Here is a 13,726-nt window from a genome sequence, read left to right on the forward strand (position 1 = left end):
GTCAGGCGAGCCGCATGACTGCCGCACCAGCCGCGATCAACGCCACGGCGGCAATACGTTTCGGTCCAACGCGCTCGTGGAGAACCAGCGCGGAAATTGCAACGGCGAAAAGAATGGAGGTCTCGCGCAATGCCGCGACCGTCGCCACCGGCGCCATCGTCATCGCCCAGAGCGCGAGGCCGTAGGAGCCAAGCGTTCCGACGCCGCCGATGGTGGCAAGGCGTATGCGCCTGATGAAATGCGGCCAGAGTTCGCCGCGACGCATCACCACGGTCCACAAGAAGAGCGGTACAGCATTCAGGACGAAAACCCACATCGTATAGGAGGCGGGCGCGCCGGAATGGCGCACGCCGATGCCATCGATGAGTGTATAGGTGGCTATGACGAAGGCGTTCACGAGCGCAAACGTCGTGGCGGCGCGATTGGCGGAAGCCCGCCGCCTCGCCTCCAGCGCCAGAGCGAGGACGCCGCCGCAAATAAGCGCGATGCCTGCCCATTTCTGCAGCGAAAGCACCTCGCCGATGAGCGGCCCACTGGCAATCGCCACGATAAGCGGCGCCGTGCCGCGCATGATCGGATAGGCCTGGCTCATATCGCCGCTGCGATAGGCAGCCGCGACGAGGATGAGGTAGATCACCTGCGCGACGCCCGATGCGGCGAGAAACGGCCAGCTCTCCCGCGCGGGCGGCGGCAGGAATGGCAGGCATACTGCCGCGATGAGGCCTGCCGACGTGACAACGACGACCGTGTTGAGAAATTTGTCGCCTTCGGATTTGACGACGGCATTCCAGCTCGCGTGCATGAACGCGGCAAAGAGCACAATGAGAATGACAGTCCCGGACATGTTGCTAACCCGTAGCACGCCAGCGATACGAGTGTGCCCTGCGGCCCTATAGGACAGATTTATGACATTTGGCAAATTGGTTGCTTGAAAGCACAGGTTCAGGGAAATTGAAGGTTTGCATTCGGCCTTTTTCCGAGTCCTCGGGACGAGCCCGTGGATGACGGTAGTGGTGGGTGGATGGTGGTGGGTGATTACGGCAATGATTGTGGGTGCGGGCCCTGCCCCAGTCCACGCGCAGCATCAAAATAAGGCAGCGGTCACACCGGATACTTGCGAGCGGCGGGACATCGTGAAACAAGCAGCGCATGAACTATCGCCACGCCTATCACGCCGGCAACTTCGCGGATGTGGTCAAGCACATCATCCTGACGCGGCTGGTGCTTTACCTGCAGCGCAAGGAACAGGCGTTTCGCGTCATCGATACCCATGCGGGGGTCGGCCGCTACGACCTTAAGGGTGTCGAGGCCGGCAAGACCAATGAATGGCAGAACGGCATTGGCAGGCTGCTGGAGGCAAAGTTCGATCCCGACGTCGCCGCGCTCGTGTCTCCTTACCTCGACATCGTCCGGGCCGAAAATGCCGATGGAGCGATGCGGCACTATCCCGGCTCACCGCTCATCGTGCGCCACTTGCTGCGGCGTCAGGACCGGCTTTCCGCCCTCGAACTGCACCCACGGGATGCAGAGCAGCTCGGCGACCTCTTTGCCGGCGACGTGCAGGTGCGCGTAACCCAGCTCGACGGCTGGCTCGCCATGGGCGCGCATCTGCCGCCGAAGGAAAAGCGCGGCCTCGTCCTCGTCGATCCGCCATTCGAGGTTGCGGGCGAGTTCGACCGGCTGGTCGACAGCCTTGCCAAGGCGCACAAGCGCTTTTCCGGTGGAACCTTTGCCCTGTGGTACCCGGTCAAGGACCGCCAGGAAGTCAGGCGTTTCGCGGAAGCGCTGCGCGATACCGGCATTCCCAAGATCCTGCGCACGGAGCTTATGATTCGCGCGCCGTCGGCCGAGCCGCGGCTCGACGGCACCGGCATGATGATCGTCAACCCGCCTTTCACGCTGGAAGCGGAACTGCGCATTCTCTTCCCGGCGTTGTCAAAAATCCTCACTGAGGAAAAAAATGCAGGCTTTACAGTCGATTGGGTACGCGGGGAACAAGTTGACGCTTGACCGGAGGCAACTGCTGGTCGAAATTGCGGCAAAGATTAGTGGAGAGTACATACATGGCACGCCTATCACCCCTCCTTGCGGTTGGCTTTGCGGTCAGCGTCGTATTGTCCTCAGGGATCCCGGTTAGGGCAGCGGACTACGTTCAGGGCGGCTACGACGATACATGCGGCCAGGCAAGTGTGCTCAACCGCATCGTCAACCGGTTCGCCTATCAGGTGCGGCACGTGCCCAACCTGCCGCAGGTCGGCATCCAGAATTTCAGTGATGTTCGCATGACGCGCTTTGAGCCGAGTCGCGAGCCCGAACTTGCCGCCGTCGAGCGCCACTATTGCAAGGCGACCGCGCATCTCAGCGATGGCGTCCAGCGCCCGGTCTGGTACGTGGTCGAAGACGGCATGGGCTTTGTCGGCATCGGCAACAATGTCGAGTTCTGCGTAGCCGGATTCGATCGCTGGCACGTCTATGACGGCCAGTGCCGCACGCTGTACTGAGCCGCCGAAACCCCGTTAGGTGATGCCGATCGGCAAATGGGCCGGCTACGCGCTGTTTGCGGCACTGCTCGCGATTTCAGTTCTCACCTATCTGCGCGAACAGAATGCGCCGCAAATCACCGAGGCTGCGCCGGTCCCCGAAATCTCGGAGGACGCGCAACGATCCACCCCTACGGATGCAAAGTCAGTCCCCATAGGTTCGGGGTTCGATTTCTATGTCCTTGCCCTCTCCTGGTCGCCGAGCTACTGCGCGGCGGAGGGCGCGAAGGCCAACCGGCAGCAATGCAGTTCCGGCCGCCCCTACGGCTTCGTGGTGCACGGACTGTGGCCGCAATATGAGCAAGGCTATCCCGAGGATTGCGACACTACCGGGCCACGCGATGTGCCTTACGCGTTAGCGAAGCAGCTTTCGGACATCATGCCTTCTGTCGGGCTCGTCACGTACGAATGGCGCAAGCATGGCGCTTGCAGTGGCCTCAGCCAGCAGGATTATTTCGCCGTGATGCGCAGCGCGGTGGACCGGGTGTCGATCCCCGGAGCATATCGCCAGCCGACGGCGCGCCCGCAAGTCAATCCTCTCGTTATCGAACAGGCATTCATATCCGCCAATCCCGGCATGCCGAAAGCGGGCGTCGCCGTGACATGCGACCGTGATTATCTTCGCGAAGTGCGCATCTGCCTGACCAAGGATCTGAATTTCCGGGCGTGCCCTGAGGTTGACCGCTCGAGTTGCCGGCAACGCGCCGTCGCAATGCCCGCTGCGCAATAATCGGGACCGCTTTGCGAAAACGCTCGCGGCGTTTACGTTTCACCATCGAATCGCAAAACGCTGGAGCGTCATCGTGACGAAAGTTCTCTATTCCCCCGCCTCGCCCTATAGCACCAAGGTTCGCATGGCCGCGCTTTATTCCGGCGTGCCGATCGACAGCGTACTCGTCGACAGCAATGCCGAGCCGGCCGAACTGATCGACGCCAATCCGCTCGGCAAGATTCCGACGCTCATCCTCGATGATGGCAAGGCGATTTTCGACAGCCGGGTGATCACGCAATATCTCAACCGCCTGTCCGGCAACAAGCTTTTCCCCCGCAACGCGGAAAAGCGCCTTGAGGCCGAACAGCTCGAATCGATAGCCGACGGGCTTTGCGATGTACTGCTCGCACATGTCTATGAAAGACGGTTTCATCCGGAAGAGAAAATTCATCAGCCATGGCTCGATCGCCAATGGGGCAAGGCGGTGCGTGTGCTCGATCATCTCAATGCAGCGCCGCCGCGCCTGGGAAAGAAGATCCATGGCGGGCATATCGCGCTCGCGGCGGCCCTCGCCTATGCAAGCCTGCGCTTCGAGGGCAAATGGGAAAAGGGCCGCTCCAAATTGAAGCGCTGGCAGAAGCGCTTCGAGGAGTTGCACCCCGAACTTGCGGCGCTGCTGCCGAAATAGCACAAAAAAAGGGTCGGACAGTTGCCTGTCCGACCCCTTTCTTCATCCGGCTGGCTTAAAACTTGTAACCAACGCCAACCCGGACTTCGTTTGTGGTCAGCTTGCTCGAAACGTCGCTGAGGCCACCAAGATCGTAGTCCTTGCGTCCAAAATCGTTGTAGCGATATTCGACGCGGCCAACGATGTTGTTGGTGATCTTGGCTTCGGCGCCTGCGCCGACCGTCCAGCCGAGCAGCGTATTGGAATCGCTGCCGGTGTCGGCCGAGAGCTTGCTGTTCGTCACGGCAAGACCGCCGGTGCCATAAAGCAGCACAGGGTCAAGGGCGATACCGGCACGGGCACGTACCGAGCCTTCTACGCCCTGCTTGGCCTTGATGCCGTTGCGGGTTTCATCGCCGCCGGAATAGCCGAGATCGGCTTCACCACCGTATACGAACTGGCCGTTCTGGAAGTTGTAACCACCATAAGCACCACCTTTGAAACCGTCGGCATTGATTTTGCCGTCATCGGTCTTGTGCTTGTTCCAGCCGTAGCCGCCATAGGCACCGAGATAAGCGCCTGACCAGTCGGATGCGACAGGCGCTGCTTCGACAGGCGCCGGTGCTGGCGGCTGTTCCATGACAGCGTCGGCGGCAAATACGGGAGCGGAAAGCATCAGCACAGCGGCCGACGCGAGGAAGGTTGTTTTAAGAGTGCGCATGGCAATCTCCTTTTTTTAAACTCTTTTACACGGAGCGGGCACTGGTCGGGGGGAAAACCATGGATTGCGTCCGCTTAACGAGGCGGACATTCGCGCCGCATTGTGGCGGCACTTGCGCGGCACTGTGATAAGAAACCGACGAGATCGTGGCCGAAATGCGATGTGCTTTTTGCGCAACATTTTGCGTTGCGGTCAAACTTAATAGTATGTCAGTCTAGCTGTGAAAGAATTGCTCACAAACATTTGATAATAAACAAAACTATCTCGCTGGTAATGGTTAAATTCCGATTAGAATACTTAATATTTACTTAATATTTGCACAGATCGACGGAGAGACATTGCCGCCGCCAAATAACGCAACTTTCGGCTGGCAATCCGTAGCGAAAGAACACCGTTCGACTGCTTCTGTTCACTGCTGACCTTTCACCCTCGCGCTTTTCGTCGCCGAACCCTATATTCGGACCTGAATCACAGCATGGATGGAGTGGACCTTGAAGATTGACCGAACCGTTGCTCTCGTAACCGGCGGCGCGAAACGGATCGGCAAGGCGATTGTCGAGGACCTGGCGGCGCATGGCTTTGCCGTCGCCATTCATGGCCATAACGGCCTTGATGAAGCGCGCGATCTGCTCCGTTCAATCGAGGCGCAAGGGGGCAAGGGCTGCGTGGTGAAAGCCGATCTCAGCGACAGCGACGCAGTTCGCCGGCTGATCGGCGATGTTGGAACCGCGCTTGGCCCGGTTCAACTCCTCGTCAACAACGCTTCGGTGTTTCACGCGGACGGCATCGGCGATCTCGGCAATGACGAGACCTGGGACAGCCATTTTGCGGTACATGTCAAAGCGCCGGTGCTGCTCGCCGACGCCATGGCCGCGGCCCTTCCACCGGAAGCCGAAGGACTGATTGTCAACATGATCGACCAGCGCGTCCTGAAGCTCATGCCGACGTTTACATCCTACACATTGTCGAAGGCGGCACTGTGGGCCGCGACGCAAACGCTGGCGCAGGCGCTGGCGCCGCGTATTCGCGTCAACGGCATCGGCCCAGGCCCTACCCTGCCGAGCTCCCGCCAGGATGCCGCCGCGTTCGACAAGCAGGTTCACGCGCTCCTGTTACAACGCGGCCCCGATTTGTCAGAATTTGGCCGCACAATCCGCTACCTCTGGGAGACCCGCTCGATCACAGGGCAGATGATCGCCCTTGACGGCGGACAGCATCTGGCGTGGGAAACGCCCGATGTATCAGGAATTATTGAATGAGCGACCCGGCCAATCAGAACCAGAAGAACGAGCTTCACGCCGACAATACCAACGATGACGACATCATCCTTGGCGTCGACGAGGAAGACGAGCCTGTCGAGGAAAGCAATGAGCCCGTCCGCGACGTCGCCGCGCTGATCAGCGCGATCGAATGGGATACCAGCGTCGTTTCAGAAGGCTCGAGCGGTTCCGACGTGATTGCGGACCTCGTCAAGCGGCTTCCCAACAAGCCCGGCGTCTATCGCATGTTCAATGCGAGCGGCGACGTTCTTTATGTCGGCAAGGCACACAGTCTGAAGAAGCGCGTTTCCAACTATGCGCGCGGACAGGGGCACAATAACCGCATCTCCCGGATGATCCGCGAGACGGTCAAAATGGAGTTCGTCGTCACACGCACCGAAACGGAGGCGCTTCTCCTTGAAGCGAATCTGATCAAGCGCTTACGGCCGCGTTTTAACGTGCTGATGCGCGACGACAAGTCCTTCCCCTATATCCTGCTCACCGCCCCGAAGCGCGGCGAAAAATGGCTGGCGCCCGGCATCTTCAAGCATCGTGGTGCGCGCTCCAGCAAGGGCGACTATTTTGGCCCCTTCGCTTCGGCGGGGGCGGTAGGACGCACGATCAATGCGTTGCAGCGTGCCTTCCTTTTGCGCACCTGCACTGATTCCTTCTACGAGAACCGCAGCCGGCCGTGCCTGCTCTATCAGATCAAGCGCTGCTCGGGCCCGTGCACCGGCGAAGTTAGCGAGGGCGACTACGACGAACTCGTGCGCGAAACGAAGGCGTTCCTCTCGGGCAAGAGCCAGGCGGTCAAAACCCACCTTTCCGACGCGATGCGCGAGGCGTCGGCTGAACTCGACTTCGAACGCGCCGCCATCTATCGCGACCGCCTCTCGGCTCTCTCGCATGTGCAATCGCATTCCGGCATCAATCCGCAATCCGTCGAGGAAGCCGACGTTTTCGCCATCTACCAGGATGGCGGCGTGACCTGCATTCAGGTGTTCTTCTTCCGCACCGGACAGAACTGGGGCAATCGCGCCTATTATCCCAAGGCAGACTCTTCGCTGTCCGCCGCAGAGGTTCTCGGCGCGTTCCTTGCGCAGTTCTATGACGACAAGCCATGCCCCGCCTTGATCATGCTGTCGGAAACAGTAGAAGACCAGGAACTGCTCTGCGCTGCCCTCACCGCAAAATCTGACCGCAAGGTCTCGATCACCGTGCCGCAGCGCGGCGAAAAGAGGGATCTGGTCGAACACGCCTTGAGCAATGCTCGCGAGGCGCTGGGACGGCAACTCGCGGAGACCTCATCGCAATCGCGCCTGCTCAAGGGCGTCGCCGATACGTTCGGACTGGAAAAGACGCCCCGTCGCATCGAGGTCTACGATAACTCGCACATCATGGGAACCAACGCGATCGGCGCGATGATCGTCGCCGGGCCGCAGGGCTTCGTCAAAAACCAGTATCGCAAGTTCAATATCCGCTCGACCGAGATTACCCCGGGCGATGATTTCGGCATGATGCGCGAAGTCATCGAGCGGCGATTCAGCCGGCTGGTCAAAGAGCACGGAACGCCCGAGAACCGCGATGCACCGGCCGAGGACCTTGAGGTCGATGAATTCGAGGAAGATACCGATGCCTTCCCCGCCTGGCCGGACATCATCCTGATCGACGGTGGACAGGGGCAGATGAGCGCGGTGCGCGGCATCCTCAACGAGATGGGCATCGCTGACAAGGTGACCGCTATCGGCGTTGCCAAGGGCGTCGACCGCGATGCCGGACGCGAGCGGTTCTTCATGGAAGGCAAGCCGTCGTTCACGTTGCCGCCGCGCGACCCTGTTCTCTATTTCCTGCAGCGCCTGCGCGACGAGGCACACCGTTTTGCCATCGGCACCCACCGGGCCAAGCGCAAGAAGGAAATGGTGAAGAATCCGCTCGACGAGATCGCCGGTATCGGTCCGTCGCGCAAGCGCGCGCTCCTGCATCAATTCGGCACGGCAAAGGCAGTTTCACGCGCCGCTGTCGAAGATTTGATGAAGGTCGACGGCATATCTGAAGCGATGGCGATTACAATTCGCGACCATTTCCGTACATAGCTGATTTTCGGACATAAATGCGCCTGACTTCTTATTGATTGGCTTGACGTTTGACGGTCGAGCCACTTTGATCGGCACTGATTTGATTGGTTGGAAACATGCCCAGAAACAACGCCTACTCACTGCCGAACCTGTTAACCTATGCACGTATCATCGCGGTTCCCCTCGTCGTCATTTGCTTCTTCCTCGAAGGCAGGCTGCAATCGAGCGACGCTGCGCGGTGGGGCGCGCTGGCCATCTTCCTGATCGCCAGCATTACCGACTTTTTCGATGGTTATCTCGCCCGTATCTGGCAACAGACTTCTACGATCGGGCGTATGCTCGATCCCATCGCCGATAAACTGCTGGTTTCCGCCGTCCTCCTCCTTCTCGCTGCGGACGGAACGATAGCAGGCTGGAGCCTTTGGGCGGCCATCATCATCCTTTGCCGGGAAATTCTTGTTTCGGGCCTGCGTGAATATCTTGCCGAACTCAAGGTCAGCGTGCCGGTCAGCCGGCTGGCGAAATGGAAGACGACGATCCAGATGATCGCAATCGCGTTCTTGCTGACCGGCCCGGCCGGCGACAAGATCGTGCCGATCGTGACTATAACCGGCATTATTCTATTGTGGATTGCCGCGCTCATTACGCTGTACACTGGCTGGGACTATTTCCGCGCCGGCCTGAAACACGTCGTCGATTAGAAAGGTTTCGATATGACCAAGCTCGTCTATTTCGCATGGGTACGCGAGCGGATCGGCAAAGGCGAGGAAGAACTCGAACTTGCTCCATCGATCGTGACCGTGGGCGACCTTCTCGCGCATCTGAAGCAACGCGGCGACGAATATGAGGCGGCATTCGAATATCCCGAGGTCATCCGGGTCGCTATCGACCAGGAGCATGTCGAGCACGACGCGCCGATCCAGGGTGCGCGCGAAATCGCCCTCTTCCCGCCGATGACCGGGGGATGAAATGGGTTCGGTCAAGCCCCTCGTCCGGATTCAGGGTGAGGATTTCGATACAGCCTCCGAGATTGCCCGCCTGACCGAAAACCGCCGCGGCATAGGCGCCATCGTAACATTCAGCGGCCTTTGCCGCGACGAGGCAGGAACGCTCGCCGCGCTCGAGATCGAGCATTATCCCGGCATGGCTGAAGCCGAGATCACCCGCATTGCCGACGAGGCCCTGGCGCGCTGGAGCCTGGACGGGCTGACGGTCATCCATCGCTATGGCTTCATCAAGCCCGGCGAAAACATCGTCCTCGTGGTGGCGGCCTCGGCGCATCGGCAGGCGGCTTTCGAAGCCGCGTCGTTCCTGATGGATTACCTAAAAAATGCCGCACCTTTCTGGAAAAAACAGCATCTCGTGGGCAGGGATGGCGAGAACAGCTGGGTGGAAGCCAAGGCAACGGACAAGGAAGCGCTAAGGCGCTGGCAGAAGAAAACCAAATGAACCGGATAGCAATCGGATCGCTCGTCATCGGCTTCATCGCCGCCGTCGTACTTCTTGGACTGTCGCTGACAGCGCGCAGTGCGGAAGCCGCCAGGCAATTGACCGACATCAACTGGGTTGCGGAAGATCTCAATGGCGGCGGCGTCATCGATTATGCGCAGACGACGCTGCTCATCGGGCCGTCGGGCGCCGCGAGCGGCTCGGGAGGGTGCAATCGTTTCGCAACGACTGCGACGATCAACGGGGCGAAGATCAGCTTCAAGCCAGCTGCGGCGACGCGTATGATGTGTGCGCCTGCCGTGATGGACCAGGAGCAGAAATTCTTTGCTGTCCTGGAAGAGGCGCGGACCTATTCGGTCGAGGCCGCTACGGGAAAGCTCTTTCTATACGACAAGGACGGCAAGATCGCCGCCCGCCTGTCGCGATAGACCTCCAGAAACAAAAAAGCCGGGCACTGGCCCGGCTTTTTCAATTCGATTATCAGGTATCAACCGACGATTTCGGTGCCCGAGAACCAGTAGGAGATTTCCTCGGCAGCGGTTTCGGGAGCATCCGAGCCGTGTACCGAATTCTCGCCGATCGACAGGGCGAACAGCTTGCGGATCGTGCCTTCGTCGGCATTGGCCGGGTTGGTCGCGCCCATGATTTCACGGTTGCGGGCAATCGCGTTCTCGCCTTCGAGAACCTGAACGATCGTTGGGCCGGAGGACATGAACTCGACGAGCTCGCCAAAGAACGGGCGTTCCTTGTGAACGGCGTAGAAGCCTTCGGCTTCGCGGCGGCTCATCCAAACGCGCTTCGAAGCAACGACACGAAGGCCGGCCTCTTCGAACTTCTGGATAATGGCACCGGTGAGATTGCGACGCGTCGCGTCGGGCTTGATCATCGAGAAAGTGCGTTCAATCGCCATGGGAGTAAACCTTGTCATGAGGGAAATTGGTGGCGACCCTATAGCGGCAGGCAGTGCTTTTGCCAAGGGCTCGCCGCGATAAAGGCGAAAGGCGCCAAACTCATCGCTGCCTGCCATGCTCGGGCGCGCCCATCCTTGGCGCAGAATAAAATCGCGTGGAAAGACGCCATCGTTTGGATAATGTGTCAGCAGGACTGACTCTTATCGGCGGAACGTCAACGTCATGGAACAGCATTTTCGCATGTTCGCAGCCTATAACCGCTGGGCGAACGAGCGGCTATACGCGGTAGCGGCCGAACTCGGTGACGAGGAGTATTGCCGCGATATGCGCGCTTTCTTTTCGTCGATGCATGGGACGCTCAACCATCTTCTCGTCACCGACCGCATCTGGCTTTTCAGGTTCACTGGTGAAGGCGAAGCGCCGAAGGCACTCGATGCGATCCTCTTCGACACGTTCGAGGATCTCAGGATTGCGCGCGTAAAGGAAGATGCCCGCATCATCGACTGGGTCAGCAGCCTGGATGCAGCGGCCATCGGCGGGCGCTTCACCTATACTACCGTGAGCGATATGCGCACGATCAGCCAAAGGCTTGCCCCGGCGCTGGCGCATCTGTTCAACCACCAGACGCATCATCGCGGCCAGGCGCATGCCATTCTGACGGCGCTCGGCAAGACGGCTCCATCCTTCGATCTGATCCAGTTTCAGCGAACGGAAGAAGGTCGCCCCTACGCCTGACGGCATTTTCCGGTCCGTTCGGAACATATCTGCAACAGGAGCGGCTTGCGAAATCGGCATTTCCCGTGCAAAAGCGCGTCCATGCTTATTCTCGACAATATATCCGTGCGCATGGCCGGCCGCTTGCTGATCGATCACGCCAGCCTCAACCTGCCTTCGGGCACGAAGGCTGGACTGGTCGGGCGCAACGGCGCCGGCAAGTCGACACTGTTCAAGGTCATCACCGGCGAGCTTCACGCCGAGACGGGCGATTTCTCGCTGCCGAAGAACGTGCGCATCGGCCAGGTGGCGCAGGAAGCGCCGGGCACCGAAGACTCGCTGATCGAGATCGTGCTGGCCGCCGATACTGAGCGCAGCGCCCTATTGGCGGAAGCCGAGAGCGCAACGGACCCGCATCGCATCGCCGATATTCATATACGGCTTGCCGATATCGACGCGCATTCGGCGGAAGCGCGCGCCGGCGCGATCCTTTCGGGTCTCGGCTTCGACGCGGAGGCGCAGAAGCGGCCCGCCTCGTCTTTTTCGGGCGGCTGGCGCATGCGCGTTGCCCTGGCGTCAGTGCTGTTCGCCGAACCCGATCTTCTGCTCCTTGACGAGCCGACCAACTATCTCGACCTAGAAGGCACCCTGTGGCTCGAAGATTATGTGCGCCGCTATCCGCATACGGTCATCCTCATCAGCCATGATCGCGACCTTTTGAATTCCTCGGTCAACGCGATCATCCATCTCGACCAGACCAAGCTGACGCTGTGGCAGGGCAATTATGACCAGTTCGAGCGCCTGCGCAGTGAAGCGCTGGAGCTGCAGCAAAAGCAGCGCACCAAGCAGGAAGCCCAGCGCAAGCACATGGAATCCTTTGTCGAGCGCTTCCGGGCCAAGGCATCCAAGGCAAAGCAGGCCCAATCGCGCCTGAAGGCGTTGCAAAAGCTGAAGCCCATCGCCGCCGTCATCGAGGATCATGCCCGCCCGTTCCATTTTCCCGAGCCCGAAAAGGTCGTGGCATCGCCGATCATCGCCATCGAGAACGGCGAAGTCGGCTACACGCCGGGCAAGCCTGTATTGCGGCACCTCAATCTGTGCATCGACGCCGACGACCGCATCGCCCTCCTTGGTTCGAACGGCAACGGCAAGTCGACGCTCGCAAAGCTCATCGGCGGTCGCCTGCCCTTGCAGAGCGGTCGCATGACCGTTGCGCCCAATCTCAAGATCTCTTTCTTCGCCCAGCACCAACTCGATGATCTGGTGCCGGAAGACAATGCGATCGAGCATGTGCGCAAACTGATGCCGGATGCGCCCGAAGCGAAGGTACGCGCGCGCGTCGCGCAGATGGGTCTTGCGACGGTCAAGATGAACACGGCGGCAAAGGACCTTTCCGGCGGCGAGAAGGCGCGCCTCCTGATGGGCCTTGCGACCTTCCACGGTCCAAACCTGCTCATCCTCGACGAGCCGACCAACCATCTGGACATCGATAGCCGCGAGGCGCTGATGTATGCGCTCAACGATTTCAACGGCGCGGTCATCCTCATCGCCCACGACCGCCACCTGATCGAGGCGACGATGGACAGGCTGTGGCTCGTTCGTGACGGCGGGGTTGCGCCCTATGATGGCGATCTCGACGCTTATCGCGCACTCGTGCTTGCCGATGCAAAGGCGGAACGCTCCGGTAGCGGCAAGGCGACCGTCGATGAAGGGCAGAAGCTGACCAAGGCCGAGCAACGCAAGCTGGCGGCGCAGCGGCGCGAAGCGTTGAAGCCCCTGCAGAAGAAGATCCATGAGGCGGAGGCGCAGGTTCAGCGCTTCCAGAAGAAGATCGACACGTTGCAGGCGCAGCTCGCCGATCCGGTCATCTATTCGCGCGAACCTGCCAAGGCGACGCAGATTGGCAAGGAGATCGGCTATGCCAAGACTTCGCTCGCCCGCGCCGAAGAGGAATGGCTGACGCTGTCAGGCGAATATGAGGAAGCGATGGCGGAACTGGCGCAGTAAACTGTGCCTAAGCTTCGGGTGGGATCAGCACGGTCGTATAGGGCGAGTGCAATTGCCAGCCTAAGGTCTGATAGAGCGCCCGTCCCTCCGGCGTTGCGACGAGAGCGGCATGGCGAATGCCGTTCTCGTGCGAAAGACGCTCCAGCTGCTTCATGAGCGCACGGCCGAGCCCGCGGCGGCGGTGGTTTTCATGCGTGCGGATGCGGTCATAAACGGCGAGTTCGCCGGGAAATGCGATGCGCCCGGTCGCAGCGATCTCACCGCCACCGTCCAGAATATTGAGAAGCGTTACACCCGCGCCAAGCTCCTCGCGGGAAAAGGAATAGCCGTCCGGCAGCGACGCATCTTGCCCGACCATTTCTCCGGAAAGCAGCATCATGTATCCCGGCGGCCCGATGTGCCATCGGCGCGGCAGATTTAACCCGACCGTTTTCGCGGGCGCGCAAACTTTAAGGAAGACGAAAGGCTCGCGGATGGCTTCAGCGTGCTCCAGGACATGGTCGGAATATGCCGGAAACAAGTGCCGCCGCTTCTGGTCAGGCAAGCCGACCTCGATGCGGTAAGCGCCATGCTCGAAAACGGGCGCCGCCACCTGCCGTGTCAGCGCCCATCCTTTCGCCCAAATCCCGACAATCGCCGGATCGGCTTTCAAATCGTCTTCATTCGCCATG

General features: G+C 60.1%; 16 protein-coding genes. 12 read left to right on the forward strand and 4 right to left on the reverse strand.

From position 1 onward, the window contains the following. Position 1: 1 nt before the first annotated feature. The gene (locus BR48_RS0101970; RefSeq protein ID WP_027229773.1) at positions 2 to 844 is read right to left on the reverse strand and encodes an EamA family transporter; all 843 of its coding nucleotides are present in this window, start codon (positions 842 to 844) and stop codon (positions 2 to 4) included. 305 nt (positions 845 to 1,149) lie between these two features. Here BR48_RS0101970 and BR48_RS0101975 point away from each other — a divergent pair, with 305 nt between their 5' ends. From BR48_RS0101975 to BR48_RS0101990, 4 genes are all read left to right on the forward strand, one after another. Then, positions 1,150 to 2,010 carry a 23S rRNA (adenine(2030)-N(6))-methyltransferase RlmJ gene (locus BR48_RS0101975; protein ID WP_027229774.1) on the forward strand — a complete coding sequence of 287 codons (861 nt, stop codon included), beginning with the start codon at positions 1,150 to 1,152 and terminating at the stop codon, positions 2,008 to 2,010. Positions 2,011 to 2,063: 53 nt separating this feature from the next. Next, the gene (locus tag BR48_RS0101980; RefSeq protein ID WP_027229775.1) at positions 2,064 to 2,501 is read left to right on the forward strand and encodes a hypothetical protein; all 438 of its coding nucleotides are present in this window, start codon (positions 2,064 to 2,066) and stop codon (positions 2,499 to 2,501) included. A 22-nt stretch (positions 2,502 to 2,523) separates the two neighbouring features. Further along, positions 2,524 to 3,270 carry a ribonuclease gene (locus BR48_RS0101985; protein ID WP_027229776.1) on the forward strand — a complete coding sequence of 249 codons (747 nt, stop codon included), beginning with the start codon at positions 2,524 to 2,526 and terminating at the stop codon, positions 3,268 to 3,270. A 73-nt stretch (positions 3,271 to 3,343) separates the two neighbouring features. After that, a complete protein-coding gene (locus BR48_RS0101990; RefSeq protein WP_027229777.1) occupies positions 3,344 to 3,940 on the forward strand; it encodes a glutathione S-transferase in 597 nt (198 codons plus the stop codon). A gap of 55 nt (positions 3,941 to 3,995) precedes the next feature. Here BR48_RS0101990 and BR48_RS0101995 read toward each other — a convergent pair whose 3' ends face one another. Next, the gene (locus BR48_RS0101995; RefSeq protein ID WP_027229778.1) at positions 3,996 to 4,640 is read right to left on the reverse strand and encodes an outer membrane protein; all 645 of its coding nucleotides are present in this window, start codon (positions 4,638 to 4,640) and stop codon (positions 3,996 to 3,998) included. A gap of 479 nt (positions 4,641 to 5,119) precedes the next feature. Here BR48_RS0101995 and BR48_RS0102000 point away from each other — a divergent pair, with 479 nt between their 5' ends. From BR48_RS0102000 to BR48_RS23580, 6 genes are all read left to right on the forward strand, one after another. Continuing rightward, on the forward strand, positions 5,120 to 5,899 hold the full coding sequence (locus BR48_RS0102000; RefSeq protein ID WP_051614477.1) for an SDR family oxidoreductase: 780 nt from the start codon (positions 5,120 to 5,122) through the stop codon (positions 5,897 to 5,899). Between the two features lie 62 nt (positions 5,900 to 5,961). Further along, positions 5,962 to 7,992, forward strand: a complete 2,031-nt coding sequence (gene uvrC / locus BR48_RS0102005; protein ID WP_348625683.1) for an excinuclease ABC subunit UvrC — start codon at positions 5,962 to 5,964, stop codon at positions 7,990 to 7,992. 98 nt (positions 7,993 to 8,090) lie between these two features. Continuing rightward, positions 8,091 to 8,675: a CDP-diacylglycerol--glycerol-3-phosphate 3-phosphatidyltransferase gene (gene pgsA, locus BR48_RS0102010; RefSeq protein WP_027229781.1), complete on the forward strand. Its 585-nt coding sequence runs from the start codon at positions 8,091 to 8,093 to the stop codon at positions 8,673 to 8,675. 12 nt (positions 8,676 to 8,687) lie between these two features. Then, entirely contained in the window at positions 8,688 to 8,942 is a 255-nt protein-coding gene (gene moaD / locus BR48_RS0102015) for a molybdopterin converting factor subunit 1 (protein WP_027229782.1), read from the forward strand. Position 8,943: 1 nt separating this feature from the next. Then, on the forward strand, positions 8,944 to 9,423 hold the full coding sequence (locus BR48_RS0102020) for a molybdenum cofactor biosynthesis protein MoaE (RefSeq protein WP_027229783.1): 480 nt from the start codon (positions 8,944 to 8,946) through the stop codon (positions 9,421 to 9,423). Continuing rightward, on the forward strand, positions 9,420 to 9,851 hold the full coding sequence (locus BR48_RS23580) for an META domain-containing protein (protein WP_051614479.1): 432 nt from the start codon (positions 9,420 to 9,422) through the stop codon (positions 9,849 to 9,851). The genes BR48_RS0102020 and BR48_RS23580 overlap by 4 nt, the downstream gene beginning before the upstream one ends. 59 nt (positions 9,852 to 9,910) lie before the next feature. Here BR48_RS23580 and ndk read toward each other — a convergent pair whose 3' ends face one another. Then, positions 9,911 to 10,333, reverse strand: coding sequence for a nucleoside-diphosphate kinase (gene ndk / locus BR48_RS0102030; RefSeq protein WP_027229784.1), 423 nt, complete (start codon positions 10,331 to 10,333; stop codon positions 9,911 to 9,913). 223 nt (positions 10,334 to 10,556) lie between these two features. On the opposite strand from ndk, the gene BR48_RS0102035 reads away from it, so the two are divergent. Together BR48_RS0102035 and BR48_RS0102040 are read left to right on the forward strand one after the other, a co-directional pair. Beyond that, positions 10,557 to 11,069: a DinB family protein gene (locus BR48_RS0102035; RefSeq protein ID WP_027229785.1), complete on the forward strand. Its 513-nt coding sequence runs from the start codon at positions 10,557 to 10,559 to the stop codon at positions 11,067 to 11,069. 81 nt (positions 11,070 to 11,150) lie between these two features. Further along, complete coding sequence (locus tag BR48_RS0102040; protein WP_027229786.1) at positions 11,151 to 13,055, forward strand: ABC-F family ATP-binding cassette domain-containing protein; 1,905 nt, start codon at positions 11,151 to 11,153, stop codon at positions 13,053 to 13,055. 7 nt (positions 13,056 to 13,062) lie between these two features. On the opposite strand, the gene BR48_RS23585 is transcribed toward BR48_RS0102040, so the two are convergent. After that, positions 13,063 to 13,725 (reverse strand): GNAT family N-acetyltransferase, encoded by a 663-nt coding sequence (locus BR48_RS23585; protein WP_051614481.1) that lies wholly within the window; start codon positions 13,723 to 13,725, stop codon positions 13,063 to 13,065. Position 13,726 lies beyond the last annotated feature (1 nt).

Source organism: Phyllobacterium sp. UNC302MFCol5.2, assembly GCF_000686005.1.
GTDB classification, from domain to species: domain Bacteria; phylum Pseudomonadota; class Alphaproteobacteria; order Rhizobiales; family Rhizobiaceae; genus Phyllobacterium; species Phyllobacterium pellucidum.